General features: G+C 60.3%; 13 protein-coding genes and 1 riboswitch. Of the genes, 7 read left to right on the forward strand and 6 right to left on the reverse strand.

All coding sequences use genetic code 11. The annotated features are described in order from the left end of the window. Nucleotides 1-44: 44 nt before the first annotated feature. Nucleotides 45-1,379, reverse strand: a complete 1,335-nt coding sequence (gene thiC / locus DW003_RS04030) for a phosphomethylpyrimidine synthase ThiC (RefSeq protein ID WP_117820371.1) — start codon at nt 1,377-1,379, stop codon at nt 45-47. Beyond that, nucleotides 1,372-1,487, reverse strand: a riboswitch (TPP riboswitch). Its footprint overlaps the gene before it by 8 nt. Nucleotides 1,488-1,550: 63 nt before the next feature. On the opposite strand from thiC, the gene DW003_RS04035 reads away from it, so the two are divergent. Beyond that, the gene (locus tag DW003_RS04035) at nt 1,551-2,066 is read left to right on the forward strand and encodes a hypothetical protein (protein WP_118387687.1); all 516 of its coding nucleotides are present in this window, start codon (nt 1,551-1,553) and stop codon (nt 2,064-2,066) included. A gap of 23 nt (nt 2,067-2,089) precedes the next feature. Here the strand turns inward: DW003_RS04035 and DW003_RS04040 are convergent, their stop codons facing one another. Beyond that, on the reverse strand, nt 2,090-2,899 hold the full coding sequence (locus tag DW003_RS04040) for a YaaA family protein (RefSeq protein WP_118387689.1): 810 nt from the start codon (nt 2,897-2,899) through the stop codon (nt 2,090-2,092). A gap of 127 nt (nt 2,900-3,026) precedes the next feature. Beyond that, nucleotides 3,027-4,424, reverse strand: coding sequence for an aminopeptidase (locus DW003_RS04045; RefSeq protein WP_118387691.1), 1,398 nt, complete (start codon nt 4,422-4,424; stop codon nt 3,027-3,029). Between the two features lie 166 nt (nt 4,425-4,590). Between DW003_RS04045 and polA the strand changes: the two genes are divergently transcribed. Further along, on the forward strand, nt 4,591-7,341 hold the full coding sequence (polA, locus tag DW003_RS04050; RefSeq protein WP_118387693.1) for a DNA polymerase I: 2,751 nt from the start codon (nt 4,591-4,593) through the stop codon (nt 7,339-7,341). 343 nt (nt 7,342-7,684) lie between these two features. On the opposite strand, the gene DW003_RS04055 is transcribed toward polA, so the two are convergent. Further along, nucleotides 7,685-8,512, reverse strand: a complete 828-nt coding sequence (locus tag DW003_RS04055; RefSeq protein WP_118387695.1) for a Cof-type HAD-IIB family hydrolase — start codon at nt 8,510-8,512, stop codon at nt 7,685-7,687. Between the two features lie 554 nt (nt 8,513-9,066). Here DW003_RS04055 and DW003_RS04060 point away from each other — a divergent pair. From DW003_RS04060 to ndk, 4 genes are all read left to right on the forward strand, one after another. Next, nucleotides 9,067-10,293, forward strand: a complete 1,227-nt coding sequence (locus DW003_RS04060; RefSeq protein WP_035138001.1) for an argininosuccinate synthase — start codon at nt 9,067-9,069, stop codon at nt 10,291-10,293. A 233-nt stretch (nt 10,294-10,526) separates the two neighbouring features. Then, on the forward strand, nt 10,527-10,697 hold the full coding sequence (locus DW003_RS09920) for a hypothetical protein (RefSeq protein ID WP_158573183.1): 171 nt from the start codon (nt 10,527-10,529) through the stop codon (nt 10,695-10,697). A 118-nt stretch (nt 10,698-10,815) separates the two neighbouring features. After that, complete coding sequence (gene argH / locus DW003_RS04065; RefSeq protein ID WP_118387697.1) at nt 10,816-12,246, forward strand: argininosuccinate lyase; 1,431 nt, start codon at nt 10,816-10,818, stop codon at nt 12,244-12,246. Nucleotides 12,247-12,631: 385 nt separating this feature from the next. Continuing rightward, entirely contained in the window at nt 12,632-13,036 is a 405-nt protein-coding gene (gene ndk / locus DW003_RS04070) for a nucleoside-diphosphate kinase (protein ID WP_006234152.1), read from the forward strand. A 151-nt stretch (nt 13,037-13,187) separates the two neighbouring features. Here ndk and rpiB read toward each other — a convergent pair whose 3' ends face one another. Beyond that, nucleotides 13,188-13,655 carry a ribose 5-phosphate isomerase B gene (gene rpiB / locus DW003_RS04075; protein WP_006234151.1) on the reverse strand — a complete coding sequence of 156 codons (468 nt, stop codon included), beginning with the start codon at nt 13,653-13,655 and terminating at the stop codon, nt 13,188-13,190. Nucleotides 13,656-13,927: 272 nt separating this feature from the next. On the opposite strand from rpiB, the gene DW003_RS04080 reads away from it, so the two are divergent. Continuing rightward, nucleotides 13,928-15,247, forward strand: coding sequence for a serine dehydratase subunit alpha family protein (locus DW003_RS04080; RefSeq protein ID WP_118387699.1), 1,320 nt, complete (start codon nt 13,928-13,930; stop codon nt 15,245-15,247). Here the strand turns inward: DW003_RS04080 and DW003_RS04085 are convergent. After that, the gene (locus tag DW003_RS04085) at nt 15,244-16,002 is read right to left on the reverse strand and encodes an HAD family hydrolase (RefSeq protein WP_118387701.1); all 759 of its coding nucleotides are present in this window, start codon (nt 16,000-16,002) and stop codon (nt 15,244-15,246) included. The genes DW003_RS04080 and DW003_RS04085 overlap by 4 nt on opposite strands. Nucleotides 16,003-16,131: the final 129 nt, after the last annotated feature.

Here is a 16,131-nt window from a genome sequence, read left to right on the forward strand (position 1 = left end):
TGACAGGCACCAACTCGCCGCCAGAAGCGGCCGCGGCGACAGGGCTAGTCCTCCATGCCGAGGTCGATCGTGGTGCCCTCGAAGATCTTGTTGACGGTGCGGACGGCGCACATCTTGCCACACATGGTGCAAGTGCCCTCGGTGGCGGCGGGGGACTCCTCGTAGCGCTTCTTACCCGTAACCGGGTCGAGCGCGCACTTCCACATGGCGTCCCAGTCGAGCTTGCGGCGTGCCTGGCCCATCTTGTCGTCCATGTCGCGGGCGTGGGGCACCTTTTTGGCGATGTCGGCGGCGTGTGCGGCGATCTTGGTGGCCATGAGGCCGTCGAGCACATCCTGGGCGTTAGGCAGGCATAGGTGCTCTGCCGGTGTCACGTAGCACAGGAAGTCGGCACCGGAGCTGGCGGAGATGGCGCCGCCGATGGCAGCGGTGATGTGGTCGTAACCTACGCCGATATCGGTCACCAGCGGCCCGAGCACATAGAACGGGGCGTTGTGGCACAGGCGCTTCTGTAGCTTCATGTTGGCGGCGATCTCGTCGAGCGCCATGTGACCCGGGCCCTCGACCATGACCTGGACGCCGGCGGCCCAAGCGCGCTTGCACAGCTTGCCCAGCTCGATCATCTCAGCGGTCTCGGTGGCGTCGTTGGAATCGTAGAGGCAGCCCGGGCGGCAGGAGTCGCCGAGCGAAATCGTCACGTCGTACTCGTGGCAAATCTCGAGCAACTCGTCGTAGAACTCATAGAACGGGTTCTCGTTACCGGTGACCTCCATCCAGCCAAACAGCAGTGAGCCGCCGCGGCTCACGATGTTCATCAGGCGGCCGGTCTCCTTAAAGGTCTTGGTGACCGACTTGTTGATGCCGCAGTGGATGGTCATAAAGTCCACGCCGTCCTCGGCATGCGCGCGCACGACCTCGAACAGGTCGTCCTTGGTCAGCTTGACCAGTGGCTTTTCCATGTAGCCGATGGCGTCGTACATGGGGACGGTGCCCACCATGAGCGGCGTCTCGTCGATGAGCTGCTGGCGGAACTGGCGTGTCTTGCCCGAGTTGGAGAGGTCCATGATGGCGTCGGCGCCAAAGTCCTCGGCAATCTTGACCTTCTTCCATTCCTCGGCGGCATCGGCCTTGTCGCCCGAGATGCCCAAGTTCACATTGACCTTGGTGGACAGGCCCTCACCGACGCCAAAGGCGCGCATGCCCTTTTTGATGTGCACGATGTTGGCGGGAATGGCGATGCGGCCGTCTGCCACGCGCTCGCGGATGTACTCGGGGTCGCGATGCTCGCGCTCGGCAACCTCCTTCATCTGCGGCGTGATCTGCCCGGCGCGGGCGAAGTCGATTTGCGTGACGAGCTTGGGCTCGGTCTGTGTGCTCATTGGCACGGCTCCCTTCGTTGGCATTACCCATATCAGGTTTGCGGGTCAGGGCGGGCGCGCCCAGTCTCAGCCTGCCGTCTTGTCCTGCAAGCTCCCCGTTTATGTGGTGGGCTCAAGTATAGCCTGAATGGGTACGATTGACGCGATGAGCATGCCCATGGGGAGGCGAACATGGAAGACAAGCATCTATATCGAGAGACGCAATGGGATGTATCGGCCGAGGAGGGCCGTGCCCATCATGGACTGGTCGCAATTGGTTTTGCGATCCTTGTCGTGATGGTGGTTGCCTGTTGTATCTGGACGTTTGGTGGTCGCGGCGGCGCTTCCTGGGAGTTTGAGGCCGACGATGCCCTGCCGATCATGACGGTGAAGGTCACTGGCGGTAATACGGTGGTCGCGCCGGGCGACTATTGGTATCCGTGCGATGGATTTGTCCAGCTGCAGCTGAGTGGTGGGTCCATTCCAGGTGAAGAAATCGAACGCGTGACGTTTGACGCGGCGCTCAAAACGCTCACGGTGAAGCTCAAAGATCAAGGAGATGTGCCCACGACCATGGATATCGCCCTGACGGAATGGCGTCTGGAACCTCCGTCGGGCGTTACGGTATCCGACGTAGAGCACATTAGGATTACCTACCAAGATGGCTCGACGAGCGAGATTGCAAAGGCCGATGGCTTGGCGGAGTAATGGGGTGTTTGGAAACGGCGGGCCTATTGTGCCTGCGCGTTCATGAAAACCAGGGTGTTTTTGTCTGAAAGCTCGGGGATGTGCCGATAGCCGATGTTGAATGCGGTAAGTTCACTTTCATCCTCGAGCTTGTTTTCCGCCATCCACCGCACCATGGAGCCGCGCGCCTTTTTGCTGGCGGTCGACCGTTGGATGGGCTTGCCGTTGCGGATACCCTCGCCAAAGAGGCATGTGACGGCCGTGGCGTCGCCCGCGAGGTGGGGCAGAACGGCTTTGGCATACTCTACGCTGGCGAGGTTGACGATTGTGGTGTTTGAACCTGCCGGGGCGATAGCCCGCGCGAGCTTGTCGCCCCAAAACGCGTAGAGGTCTCGGGTATCGTCGACGGCAAGCTTTGCGCCCATCTCCAGCCGATACGGTTCAACGGCATGAAAGGGGCGTACGCATCCGTAAAGGCCCGAGAGGATCCATAGATGGTCTTGCAGCCATGCGAGCTGCGCGGAATCCATCACCTCGGGCGACATGCTCTGGTACTGAATGCCGTGATAGGACATGATGGCAGGGGAGATGCGGCGCGCGATACCGGAATCGGCAAGATCGTCGTTTCCCAAGATGGGCTCGAACTCATGCAAAATGTCGAGACAAAGGGCCAGCAGCTTGTCGCTGACGTTCCACAGAGCTCGTAGGCCGCTGTCGCCTTCGGTTCGTTCGATGTCCAAGAGCGCATGGTGCAGCTGGGCGGTCTCGCGCGCAAAGGGCGGAATCCCCTGAACTTCAAAAGCATCTTGGGCCGCGCGCATCTGCTTGGCGGGCGAAATGATGATCTGCAGCATGGACTCTCCTCTGCTAAAAAGGAAGTTGCGGTGGAATACGGTCTGTTTTGGCCGTTTATGGGCCAGTTTAGTCCGTATTTCACCGCAAGTTATGAAGGGCTGGCTGGGCTCGTTTTACGAGGGTTGGTTAGGCGCGCTCGATGAAGGCCTTGTAGCCGCGGTAGGCCTCGTAGATATCGGCCTTGTTGGCGACCTCCCACAGGGCGTGCATGGACAGGACGGCAACGCCGGAGTCGATGACGTTCATGCCGTACTTGGCCATGATGTAGGCGATGGTGCCGCCGCCACCTGCGTTGACGCGGCCGAGCTCGCAGGTCTGGAAGTCAACGCCCGCCTCGTCCATGATGTCGCGGATGAGGGCCACATACTCGGCATCTGCGTCGTTGGAACCGCCCTTGCCGCGGCTGCCCGTGTACTTGTTGAAGCACAGGCCGCGACCCATGAAGGCTGCGTTCTTGGTTTCGAACTTGCCGGCGTAGCCCGGGTCGAAGCCGGCGGACACGTCGGAGGAGAGCATGCGGCTGTGGGCGAGTGCACGGCGCAGGGCCAGCGGGCTATCCTCGCCGGCGAGCGTCATGATCTCGGCGACGGTGTTCTCGAAGAAGCGGCTCGTCATGCCGGTGGCACCCACGGAGCCGATCTCCTCCTTGTCGACGATGAGCGTGATGCTCGTGCGCTCGACGTCTGCCACATTGATCTGGGCGAGCATGGACGGATAGGCGCAGACGCGGTCGTCGTGGCCATAGCCCAGAATCATGGAGCGGTCGAGGCCCATGTCGCGGGCCGGGCCGGCGGGCACGACCTCGATCTCGGCGGAGAGGAAGTCCTCCTCCTCGACATCGTACTGCTCCTTGAGGATATCCAGGAACATCTGCTTGACGGGCTCCTTGGGAGCGTCTTTGTCGTCCTCGTCAAACTTGACGGGGCGGCCGCCCACGATCACGTCGAGGATCTCGGCGTCGACGGCGTCCTTGGCGGGCTTGGCCATCTGCTCGCTCGAGAGGTGGATCAGCAGGTCGGAGATGGTAAAGACCGGATCGTCGGCCTTGTCGCCGATGTTGATGTCGACGGTGGTGCCGTCCTTTTTGCAGATGACGCCTACGAGCGCGAGCGGGGAAGCGACCCAGTGGTAGCTCTTGACGCCGCCGTAGTAGTGCGTGTCGAGGTAGGCCATGTCGCCGGCCTCGAAGGCGGGATTCTGCTTAAGGTCCAGGCGCGGCGAGTCCACGTGGGCGCCCAGGATGTTAAAGCCCTGCTCGAGCGGGGCGGTGCCCAGGTTGACGAGCATAAGGTCCTTGCCGTGGTTGGCGGCGTACACCTTGTCGCCTGCCTTGAGCTCGCGGCCTTCGGCGATCACGGTCTCCAGGTCGACGTATCCCGCCTCCTCGGCCATCTTGATGCCGGTCTTGACGCACAGGCGCTCGGTCTTGTTCTCGCTCAAAAACTGCTTATAGCCGCGGCAAAGCTCCTCGAGCTCCTCGACTTGCTGTGGCGTGTACTTTTTCCATGCGCAGGGACGCTCCATGACGCAGGCTCCTTTCGGATCGATCGTGCTGGTTGATGTACCGTGAGCCATCGTATCACGCGCGGGCTCACGGTGGCGGGGGAGCTTGATGTGCGGTGGCCGCGGGGCAGGGAGCGTGTAAACTGGTGTGAGCAAACCGTGCCCAGCCTAAAGCGAGGTATTCAATATGTCTGACAAGCGCCGCACTTTTGCCGTTATCGACGGCAACTCGCTCATGCACCGCGCCTTCCACGCCGTGCCGCCGACCATGAACGCGCCGGACGGTCGCCCCACCAACGCGATCTTTGGCTTTCTGAACATGTTTCTTAAGATGATCGATGCCTTTAACCCCGACGGTGTGGTCGTGGCGTTTGACAAGGGCAAACCGCGCGTGCGCATGGAGATGCTGCCGCAGTATAAGGCGCAACGCCCGCCCATGGACCCCGACTTGCACGCGCAGTTCCCCATGATTAAGGAGCTGCTCGCCGCGCTCAACGTGCCGATTTTGCAGTCCGAGGGCTGGGAAGGCGACGATATCCTGGGCACCATGGCGCGCCTGGGCGAGGAGGCCGGCTGCGACATGCTGCTGGTGACCGGCGACCGCGACATGTATCAGCTCGTGACCGAGCACGTCAACGTGGTCTCGACCCGCAAAGGCCTGTCCGACGTGGCGATTATGACGCCCGAGAGCGTGGACGACCTGTATCACGGCATTACACCGGCGCTCGTGCCCGATTTTTACGGCCTGAAGGGCGATACGTCCGACAACATTCCCGGCGTGCCGGGCATCGGCCCCAAAAAGGCGAGCGCGCTCATCGCGCAGTACGGCAGCCTGGACGAGGTTATCGCGCATGCCGACGAGGTCAAGGGCAAGATGGGCGAGAACCTGCGTGCACATATCGACGATGCGCTGCTGAGCCGCAAGGTTGCAACCATTCGCACCGATGCGCCTGTCGAGCTTGACTTTGACGCAACGTCCTTCCCGGCGTTTTCTGCCGACGAGGTGTCCGCGGCGCTGGGCACGCTCGGCATCACGGCCATGCAGAACCGTTTCCTCTCGCTGATTGGCGGCGAGGGTGGGGCTGCGGCCGCTGCCAGCGCGTTTGAGATGCCTGCCGTTTCGCGTGCCGCCGCCGGCGATGCCGAGGCGCTTGCCGCCGCTGCCGCCGAGATCGCTCGCGCGATTGATGCCGGCGAGTGGGTCGCCGCCGTGGTGGACGACGACAAGGAGGAGGGCGCGCTTTTTGGCCTAACGCGTACGCTGTGGCTGGCGACGTCCAAGGGGCTGTTTGCGCTCGAGGAGGGCGACGGCGCATCGCCTGCCGTGGTCGATGGCTTCAACGTTGCTCACGGCGTGATCGCTGGCGTGCTCGCGCGCCTGTTTATGGAGGGCCGTGTGGCGAGCCCGGATATGAAGGCGCTGCTGCATGAGCTTTCGCCCATTGATTCTTCTGAGCCCGAGCTCATGGATCCGCTGGCCGTCGATTCCACGCGCATCTTCGATACCGTGGTCGCCGCCTACCTGCTGGATTCCGACCGCTCCGAGTTTGATGAGGCGTATCTGGCTGATACCTATCTGCAGATGGCGCTGCCTGCGGCGCGCGGCGCGGAGGGTGCCGGCGAGCACGCTCCTGTTCCCGCTGCCCGCACTGCGGCCCTGACGCTGACGCTCGTGGCGCCGCTGCGCGACCGCATGGCCCGTGAGAACGCTGCCAACGTGTTCGATGGCATCGAGATGCCGCTCGTGCCGGTGCTTGCCAAGATGGAGCGCGCGGGCATGCTCGTGGATCCCGACCGCCTGCGTAATCTGTCCGAGGGCCTGGCGACCCAGATCACCGAGGTCGAGCGCAGCATTCGCGACCTAGCGGGTGACGAGACCTTTAATATTGGCAGTCCCATGCAGCTGTCGCATGTGCTCTTTGATGTGATGGGGCTTCCGACCAAGGGCCTCAAGAAGACTAAGCGCGGCTACTATTCGACCAACGCCAAGGTGTTGAGCGACCTTGCCCGCGACCACGAAATCGTGCGTCTGATCTTGGACTGGCGTGAGAAGTCTAAGATCAAGTCCACCTATCTGGATACGCTGGGCCCGCTGCGCCGTGGTGACGGTCGCGTGCACACCACGTACAACCAGACCATCACGGCAACGGGGCGTCTGTCCTCGAGCGACCCGAACCTGCAGAACATCCCGACGCGCTCGGAGCTGGGCCGTACCGTCAAGACGGCGTTTTCGGCAGGCGAGGGAAGCGTCTTTTTGGCGGTGGACTACTCGCAGATAGAGCTGCGTCTGCTGGCACATCTCTCGGGTGACGAGCACTTGGTGCGCGCCTTTAACGAGGGCGAGGACTTCCATGCCGAGACGGCGGCGCGCGTATTTGGTGTGCCGGTGTCCGAGGTAACGCCCGACCTGCGCAGTCGCGCCAAGGCCGTGAACTTTGGCATCGTGTACGGTCAGCAGGCCTACGGCCTGTCGCAGTCGCTGCATATCTCGATGGCCGAGGCGCGCGACATGATTGACCGCTACTACGAGGCCTACCCGGGCGTGCGTACGTTCCTCGACAACGTGGTGGCGCGCGCCAAGCAGACGGGCTACGCCGAGACCATGTATGGCCGCCGTCGCCATATTCCGGAGCTCAAGGCCAAAAACCCGCAACTCCGTGGCTTTGGTGAGCGCACGGCCATGAACCACCCCATGCAGGGAACCGCCGCCGACATCATCAAGATCGCCATGGCCCGCGTAAGCCGTCGCCTGGAAGAAGAGGGTTTTGCCGCTCACATGATCTTGCAGGTGCACGACGAACTGGACTTTGAGTGCCCAGTGGATGAGGTCGAGGCGCTCACCGCGATGGTCCGCGACGTCATGGAACACGTAGTAGACCTCCGCGTACCGTTGATCGCCGAAGCCAGCACCGGCATAACCTGGGCCGACGCGAAATAGGAAAGCACTCGGTAAGGCAAGCTCGCCCAAGACGCAAGCCCCCACATACTTAAGATTTGGGACAAACACTACTGATTAATTTGTCCCACAGTAACCAAAACAGAGGGGAGCCCCTTCCAACAAGGAGCTCCCCTCTGCTCAAATCATTTCAGCTAAGTATCTAGACACTCAAGACGCCATCCTGGCGGCAGGAAAGTAAACCTAGGGCCTGGCCGGGCGGCACGGGTTAACTTTTCGTAGATTCCGCACGCAAAGAAAGCCACTTAATGTGGCTTTCGTCTTGCGCAGGACCTGACCGAGCGAAAAGTTATCCCGTGCCGCCCGGCCAGGCCCGATGGGACGGCTACCGAGCCGCCAAGATGGCGTCGATGAGCGTCAGTACGCCCCCGTCGTTGTTGCTCGGAATGCGCCACTTGGCGTGCGCGTTCATGTGCTCCTCGGCATTGTCCACGATAAAGCTGTGCCCGACGCGCTCGAGCATGGGGATGTCGTTGTAGGTGTCGCCCACGGCGGCAGCATCGGCAATATCGATGCCCAGGTGCTCGCACAGGTGAGCGACGCCGGCGCCCTTGTCGACGCCCAGGTTCATAAAGTCGATCCACTCGCGCCCGGCGTTGGTGACGTAGAGCTTGTCCGAGAACTCGGGGCTATAGGTCTCGCGGAAAGCGGGCTCGGCGTCGTAGCCGGGGAAGAAGACCGATATCTTGTTGGACTCGAAATCAATGCCCTCAAAGCTGTCGACGTAGTTGATTGTGTTGTAGTAGACGCTGATCTCGTCGTGGTATTGATGGTCGCGGGCAAGCACGTAGAACTCGTCGAAGCAGCACAGGACGGGGACAGCGCGAGGATCCTCCGAGGCACGGCTCAAGACCTGCTGATACAGCTCCACGTCAATATTGCTCTTATAGATATAGCTGCCGCGATAGATCACGCACGCTCCGTTGTCGGGACAAAAGGCGAGGCGGTTCTTAATGCCCTCGAACATTTCCTCGAGCTTGGGGGCGGGACGTCCGCTGGCGGGGCAGAATACGATGCCTGCGTCGGCGAGCTTGTCCAGGCGCTCATCAAGACCCTGGGGCAGCACACGCTCGTCGGTCAGCAGCGTCTTGTCCATATCGACGGCGAGAAGCTTAATGTTGCCGATGTTGGCGTCCGATTCGTAAGTTTGCATAAAAATGCGCCTTTCGTTTCGAAATTGTTTCAGACGTTATAATCATCAACCAGTAACCGAGCGTATTGTCGCAGGAACGGGGCGTATTTGCACCACGCTTCACAAAGTAATGAAAAAAAATTTCAGAAATTTGAATTTGTCGCTTGCGCAGCGTGCACTTTATCGTAATATAGCGAACATCGAAAACGGAGACGGCAAAAGAGCCGTTTACCGAGGAAAAGGTACCGTTTGCGATATTTGAATTGCGCCCGGCGATACGTGAAAGGAGAGGCAGATGCAGTTCGTAAAGATCATCACCACTGCAGACAATGCCATCCGACGTCAGCGCGCAATTTCCCGACGACGATAACAATCGTCTCTGTCCGCATGGGGCGCAATGCCTCAACAGAGTCATTTTGAGGTCGTTGGGTTTAAGCACGACATAGCCGCATGTTTCTAGGGCATGCCTGTGATGCATTCTGCTGAATAACCTGATATTGCACGGTTTTTGACCTCAAGGTGACTTGCAACTGACCGATGTTCTAACTAGCTACCAAGGGCGAAAGGAAACAGCCATGAGCAAGGAAAAAGTCGTTCTCGCATATTCCGGTGGTCTTGATACATCCGTATGTGTTAAGTGGCTCCAGGACGAGAAGAATCTCGATGTCGTTTGTGTCTGCGGCAACGTGGGCCAGGAAGAGACCGGACTGGATGCCAAGAAGCAGAAGGCGCTCGACCTGGGCGTTCTCGATTGCCAGGTGCTCGACCTGCGCGACGAGTTCTCCGATGAGTTCCTGACCAAAGCCATCGCAGCAAACTCCATGTACGAGAACAAGTACCCGCTGCTCTCCGCCCTGTCTCGCCCGCTGCTTGCCAAGAAGCTTGTTGAGGTCGCCCACGAGTTTGGCGCGACCTACGTCGCCCACGGCTGCACCGGCAAGGGTAACGACCAGGTTCGTTTTGAGGCCGCCGTCAAGGCCCTCGACCCTGAGCTCAAGGTTATCGCCCCGGTTCGCGAGTGGGACCTGAAGTGCCGTCCCGACGAGGTCGCCTATGCCCACGCCCACAACGTGCCGGTTCCCGAGGGCGCCAACGACAACCCCTACTCCATCGACGACAACCTGTGGGGTCGTGCCATTGAGTGCGGTCACCTGGAGGATCCCTGGAACGAGCCGCTCGACGACGCTTGGGTTATGACCAAGAACCCCGAGGACACGCCGGACACCCCGACCTACACCGAGATTGAGTTTGAGGCCGGCAAGCCCGTCGCCGTCGACGGCAAGAAGATGAAGCTCTCCGAGATCGTCATCGCCCTCAACAAGATCTCCGGCGACAATGGCTTTGGCCGCCTCGATCTGGTCGAGGATCGCCTGGTGGGCCTTAAGAGCCGCGAGTGCTACGAGGTTCCCGGAGCCCTGACGCTTATCACCGCCCACAAGGCGCTCGAGGACATCTGCGTCGAGGGCGACCTGCTCAAGACCAAGATCAAGCTCGAGCAGGATTGGGCCACCGCCGTGTACAACGGCCAGTGGTACAGCCCGCTCAAAAACGCTCTCGATGCCTTTATGGCCGATACCCAGAAGTTCGTGACCGGCACTGTCCGTCTGAAGTTCTTTAAGGGCAACTGCCATGTCGTCGGCCGCAAGAGCCCCTTCAGCCTCTACGACTACGGTCTGGCTACCTACGACCGCGACACCACGTTTGACGAGAAGGCCAGCGCCGGCTTTATCGAGATCGATACGCTGTCGCTCAAGACGTGGGCAAAGGTCCAGGGCCCCAGCTCTGCTGCCGCCCAGGCCTAGCGCCTCCTTCCCTCGGTATCCGCGCGGCCCATCCGCGTGATACATAACGGGCGCACGGGGTCCCTACCTTTCGTTATGCTTGCTGACACTTCTTAACATCGGTGGCCCCTACGTTCCGCCCGCATATATGATGCCGCGTCTGCGGCTGAGTCCGAGCCCCGCCGGGGTTGTCCGGCGGGGCTCCTTCTATCAATTTGGCGGCTCTGCGCCTATATATATGAGGAGTATCCATTATGTTCAATGCTATCGCGCATGCTTTACTTGCCCTCGCGCCCGAGTTCGATGCTGCAAGGGTCGAGGACGTCCCTATGAGCCTGAAGGCCTGGATCGATGGTTCGCAGGGCAACATCCGGAGGGAGACGTTGGGCGCCAAGTGCATGGCGCGTCACTTCTTCGCTATTTAGCTTGTCAGCCTCGCGTGCGGCGAGGGATGTGCAAAACTAGCAGTTGATAAATCGCTTTAGCGACAGGGCGCATTGCATTGGGCGCTTGGTTTGGTATTTGAGGAAAGGGGACGGTTCCATGGCTCTTTGGGGCGGTCGTTTTGAGGCAGGCGTGGCCGAGGTCACGCAGGAGTTTGGCGCGTCGCTGCCGGTCGACAAGCATCTCTATAAGCAGGATATCGCCGGCTCTAAGGCTCATGCCAAGATGCTGGCCGCCCAGGGCATCATCAGTGTCGAGGACGAGCGGGCGATTGCCGAGGGCCTGACCGGAATCGAGCAGGATATCGATGCCGGCAACTTCACCTTCGATATCAACGACGAGGACATCCATATGTCCATCGAGAGCGAGCTGACGCGTCGCATCGGCGAGGCGGGCAAGCGCCTGCATACCGGGCGTTCGCGCAACGACCAAGTGGCGACCGATACGCGCCTGGGCGTCAAGGCGCTGGCCAAGGAGCTCATGGAGGCCAATCTAGAACTGCGCCATGTGCTGGTGGATGCGGCTAAAAGGTACGACAAGGTGATTCTGCCGGGCTATACGCACATGCAGCATGCTCAGCCCGTGCTGCTCTCGCATCATCTGCTGGCGTATTCCTGGATGTTCGCGCGCGACTTTACGCGTCTGAAGGCCGCTTTTGATGCTGCCGACAACTGCCCGCTGGGCGCTGCCGCGCTTGCCGGTACGAGCTATCCGCTCGATCGCCAGATGACGGCTGCCGAACTTGGCTTTGCGGGTGTGATTCCCAACTCGCTCGATGCGGTTTCCGACCGTGATTTCCTGCTCGATTTGCATTACGCCGGCTCCGTCATGGCCATGCACCTGTCGCGTCTTTCCGAGGAGATCGTGCTGTGGTCGAGCTCCGAATTTGGCTTTATCACGCTTTCCGACTCGTACTCCACCGGCTCGTCCATCATGCCGCAGAAGAAGAATCCCGACTTTGCCGAGCTTATCCGCGGCAAGAGCGGCCGTGTGTATGGCAACCTGGTGCAGCTGCTCGTGACCATGAAGGGCCTGCCGCTTGCTTATAACAAGGACTTGCAGGAGGACAAGGAGGGCGCGCTCGATACCGCCCATACGCTCATGCAGTGCCTGTCGGTTATGGCCGGTATGATTTCGACTTGGACCGTCAACGAGGATACCATGGCGCGCGAGTGCGGCGTGGGGCACCTTGCCGCCACCGATGTTGCCGATTACCTGGCTAAGCGTGGTCTGCCGTTCCGCGAGGCACATGCCGTGGTGGGCCATCTGGTCCTGATGTGTGAGAAGCGTAGCTGCAATCTTGAGGACCTGCCGTTTGAGGTGTTCCAGGAGGCAAGCCCGCTCTTTGAACGCGATATTACCGAGGCGCTCGACATCCCCTCAATTGTCGCCGCGCGTACGACCGAGGGCGGTACCGCCCCTGCCGCCGTTGCCGTGCAGCTTGAGCGCGCCGAGGCACAGCTCGTGACCGACGAGGGCGTGTTTGGATCGCTGACCAAGGTCGTCGAGATGGGCCACGGGGTAAAGTAAGGGTTTGGCCGAAGCCGTTTTTGCCATTTATTGAGGAATCGTTTTTTGCTTTACGGGCGTCTGCTGATGTGGGCGTCCGTATTTTGTTGCTATGGGGGAGGGGCTTGTCGAGAAGTTCTGTAGGACCTTTGGGCAGGTTGTGAAGGGGGTACGTTCGCGGGCGGCAACCGACCGTCTGCTCTGCTCGATGCGGTTGATGGGCAGTCGGATGGTACTCTAATCGAGCTTCGAAACAGAAGTGACACATATGGAGCGCTTTAATAAATTGTAGCGTTTCAAGAAACAGCTTTTTGTTTAACTGCAGCTAAAACTCTGTTACGATGCAGTCCAGGCGGGTGCCGGAATGGGACTTGGGCACGCGCGAACCTACTTGAAAGGCTACCTTATGGCTATCGAGAAGACCTTCATCATGATTAAGCCCGACGCGGTGCGCGATCGCAAAATCGGCGAGATTGTTGCTCGCATTGAGCGCAGCGGCCTTGTCATCGAGCGCATGGAGATGACCACGCTCGAGCGCGCTACCGTAGAGGAGCACTACGCCCATCTGGCCGACAAGCCCTTCTTTGGCGGTCTCTGTGACTTTATGACGAGCGGTCCGGTCGTCAAGATGGTCGTTTCCGGTCTCTCCGCTGTTGCTAAGATGCGCACCCTCATGGGCGCTACTAATCCGCTTGACGCTGCTCCTGGTACCATCCGCGGCGACTTTGCCGTCGATGTCAACGCCAATGTGATCCACGGCTCCGACTGCCTGGAGAACGCCGAGATCGAGATCAAGCGCTTCTTTGGCTAAACCAGCTTTGACTCCTTAAAGCTGTTAGCGTGTGGCTTGGGCGCCGCGGAACTCCATCCGCGGCGCCCTTTTATTCCATAATCTATGAAGGGGCCCGCTCGGTCATGAGTTCCGAGCGGGCCCCTGCTGTTAGCTTGTGGCACTGAGTGGTTTAGGCCTCGTCGACGACCTTGAGGCCGCGCGTGTGGTCGATCTCGTTGAGGAGGTTAACGCGACGCTCGTGACGACCGCCCTCAAACTCGGCGTCGAGCCACTCGTCGACAATCATCTTGGCGAGCTCGGAGCCCACGACGCGGGCGCCAAAGGCGAGCACGTTGGTGTTGTTGTGCATACGGGAGAGCTTGGCGCTGAAGGGCTCGGAGCACACGACGGCGCGCACGCCCTCTACCTTGTTAGCAGCCAGGCTGATACCGACGCCGGTGCCGCAGATCAGGATGCCCAGGTCGACGTCGCCGTTGGCAACGGCCTTACCCACCTTGTAGCCGGCGATGGGGTAGTCAAAGCTCTCGGAGGTGTCGGTGCCAAAGTTCACGACCTCGCAGCCGCGCTCCTTCAGGTGCTCGGAAATGATGTTCTTGAGCTCGACGGCGGCGTGGTCGTTACCGATACCGATCTTCATGGATGGTTCCTCTCTGGTCTGTGCGGCGCAAATGCTAAAGGTGTTTACCGCGTTCGACTGCATGATAGCGCGACTTTTGCGTAAACGCTCGAGCGTTTTTTAGTCAAACGCTTTAGCAGGCAACAGGACTGGCTTCTCGTGAATGAATGTCGTCAGTTTGCGCTTGAGCGCCGTCCGCCGGAACCATGGTTGCGGTTTTTGATGCATTGTTATCAAATAAAGGAGCTAACATTTTTTGAGAGCCTAGCCCGTTATGCAAGCAGGAGATACCTATGCCTACCGATTCCATCCGCGATGCCGCGTTTTGCGATGTTTTGAACCGCGAACTTGTCTGTGCACTCGGCTGCACCGAGCCCATTGCCGTTGCCTATGCAGCGGCGCTGGCGAGTCAGACGCTCGGTTGCGAACCCGATCATATGGATGTTGCATGCTCGGGCAATATCATCAAGAACGTTAAGAGCGTGACCGTGCCCAACTCGGGCGGTATGCACGGTATTGAAGCCGCAGCCGTGCTGGGTGCCGTGGGCGGCGACGCTAAGAGCGCTCTCGAGGTGCTCGAGAGCGTTGACGACGAAGATCGTACTCGCGTGACCGAGCTCCTCGCCGACGCCGGCTACTGCGATGTGTCGCTTGTCGAGGGTGTGCCCAACCTCTACATCAAGGTGACTGCGACGGCCGGGGGCCATACCGCGGTCGTCGAGATTACCGACCACCACACCAATGTCACGTGCCATACCCTCGACGGTATTCCGGTGTGCGGCAAGTCGGCGGGGGAGTGTGCCGCCTGCGCCGAGCGCGTTGTGGCCGAGCGCGCGGCAGATAGCGCTGACACGCCCATGTCGATTGAGTCCATCATCGACTTTATCGAGGACGGCGATATCGATGGTGCCCGCGCTGTCGTTGAGCGTCAGATTGAGCTGAACGGCGCGATCAGCGCCGAGGGCCTGGCGCACGCTTGGGGTGCCGAGGTTGGCCGCACGCTGCTGGGTGCTCGTGCCGATGACGTCGCCTGCCGTGCCCGCGCCCGTGCGGCCGCCGGGTCCGACGCCCGCATGAACGGCTGCGCGCTGCCGGTCGCCATTGTGTGCGGCTCGGGCAACCAGGGCATTACCTGCGCACTGCCCGTTATGGAGTATGCCGAGTACCTGCGCTGCGACCACGATCGCCTGGTGCGCGCCGTGATGCTGTCCGATCTTATCGCCGTGCATATCAAAAGTTATATTGGTGCACTCTCGGCGTTTTGCGGTGCTATTTGCGCCGCGTGCGGTGCCGGTGCCGCGATTACCTGGCTGTGCGGTGGCACGCGCGAGCAGATTGGCGCGACGGTCTCGAACACGCTCGGCAACGTGGGCGGCATCGTGTGCGATGGCGCCAAGGCGAGTTGCGCGGCTAAGATTTCGGCAGCCGTGGACGCTGCGATTCTGGGTCACGATATGGCTATGCAGGGCCGCGGCTTCCGTGCCGGCGAGGGCCTCATTCAGGATACCGTCGAGCAGACAATCGCCAGCATGGGCTACGTGGGCCGTGTGGGCATGAAGGACACCGACGTCGAAATCCTCAACATTATGATCGGCAAGACTCGAGTCTGTTAGGACAGTTCGTCGGCTATTTGGTGTTCGTAGAAGGCTTCTACTACGGCGTTGAAATCGCGGGCGAAGTCTTCCATGGTGCCGCGCCAGGTGGCTCGGCTTGGTTTGCCTTGGCCCACATAGGCGGTTTGGATACCGCAGGCGGGGCTGGGGAAGTCGCGCTTGGGGTCGTTGCCCACCATGAGAACCTCATGCGGCTCGAGCCCCATGACCTGCAGCTGCTCTAGATAGTATGTGGCATCGGGCTTGCAGCGCGTGGTGTTACCCATGTGCGTCACGAGCTCGAAGGGCGCGTCTGTCAGCTCGCCCCAGCCCATGCGGCACTCGATGGCGCCTTGAGGAAAGCTGGGGTTGGTGAAGAGCGCGCAGCGCAGCCCTGTGTCCTGTACCGCCTGAAGCGCGGCGTGCGCACCCGGCATGGCTTTCGCATTGATCATGTCATCGTTCTTGTGCGGCAGGACTTCGCGGTCGTAGTAGGTAAACGCCTCGTAGATAAGTGGGTCCGAGAGACAAATGCCGCACCGGCGCTCAACCTCTTCTTGGTAGAACTCCAGATTGGTGCGATTATCCGTGCCGCTTCGACGATTGGCGTTGAGATCGACCAGAATCGTGCCCAGGCGTGCCATCGTGCCACCACGGCTGCGTCGCCCGATATCCGCGAGCATCGACGAGACATCCTTAAAATAGCGAAGGATGAATGCGTTGAGGTTGATGCTAAGAAGCGTCTCGTCCATATCGAAAACGACTGCTTTGAGCACGCGGGCACCTTTCTCGAAAAATCGTTCCAGAATCGTTGGCTCCGGATACTTTACCCTAAAGGCGTATGGGCAAACTGCTTATCGTCAAGTTGTGGAGACAGCTGTCCATAAGATTACGAAAAAGTCTCC

Source organism: Collinsella sp. AF36-3AT, assembly GCF_003475205.1.
Taxonomy (GTDB): Bacteria; Actinomycetota; Coriobacteriia; order Coriobacteriales; family Coriobacteriaceae; genus Collinsella; species Collinsella aerofaciens_AF.

Excerpts from the sequence above, each read along its gene's own strand:
- thiC (WP_117820371.1), bottom strand. The coding sequence starts at position 1,379 with ATGAGCACACAGACCGAGCCCAAGCTCGTCACGCAAATCGACTTCGCC.
- DW003_RS04035 (WP_118387687.1), top strand. The coding sequence starts at position 1,551 with ATGGAAGACAAGCATCTATATCGAGAGACGCAATGGGATGTATCGGCC.
- DW003_RS04040 (WP_118387689.1), bottom strand. The coding sequence starts at position 2,899 with ATGCTGCAGATCATCATTTCGCCCGCCAAGCAGATGCGCGCGGCCCAA.
- DW003_RS04045 (WP_118387691.1), bottom strand. The coding sequence starts at position 4,424 with ATGGAGCGTCCCTGCGCATGGAAAAAGTACACGCCACAGCAAGTCGAG.
- polA (WP_118387693.1), top strand. The coding sequence starts at position 4,591 with ATGTCTGACAAGCGCCGCACTTTTGCCGTTATCGACGGCAACTCGCTC.
- DW003_RS04055 (WP_118387695.1), bottom strand. The coding sequence starts at position 8,512 with ATGCAAACTTACGAATCGGACGCCAACATCGGCAACATTAAGCTTCTC.
- DW003_RS04060 (WP_035138001.1), top strand. The coding sequence starts at position 9,067 with ATGAGCAAGGAAAAAGTCGTTCTCGCATATTCCGGTGGTCTTGATACA.
- DW003_RS09920 (WP_158573183.1), top strand. The coding sequence starts at position 10,527 with ATGTTCAATGCTATCGCGCATGCTTTACTTGCCCTCGCGCCCGAGTTC.
- argH (WP_118387697.1), top strand. The coding sequence starts at position 10,816 with ATGGCTCTTTGGGGCGGTCGTTTTGAGGCAGGCGTGGCCGAGGTCACG.
- ndk (WP_006234152.1), top strand. The coding sequence starts at position 12,632 with ATGGCTATCGAGAAGACCTTCATCATGATTAAGCCCGACGCGGTGCGC.
- rpiB (WP_006234151.1), bottom strand. The coding sequence starts at position 13,655 with ATGAAGATCGGTATCGGTAACGACCACGCCGCCGTCGAGCTCAAGAAC.
- DW003_RS04080 (WP_118387699.1), top strand. The coding sequence starts at position 13,928 with ATGCCTACCGATTCCATCCGCGATGCCGCGTTTTGCGATGTTTTGAAC.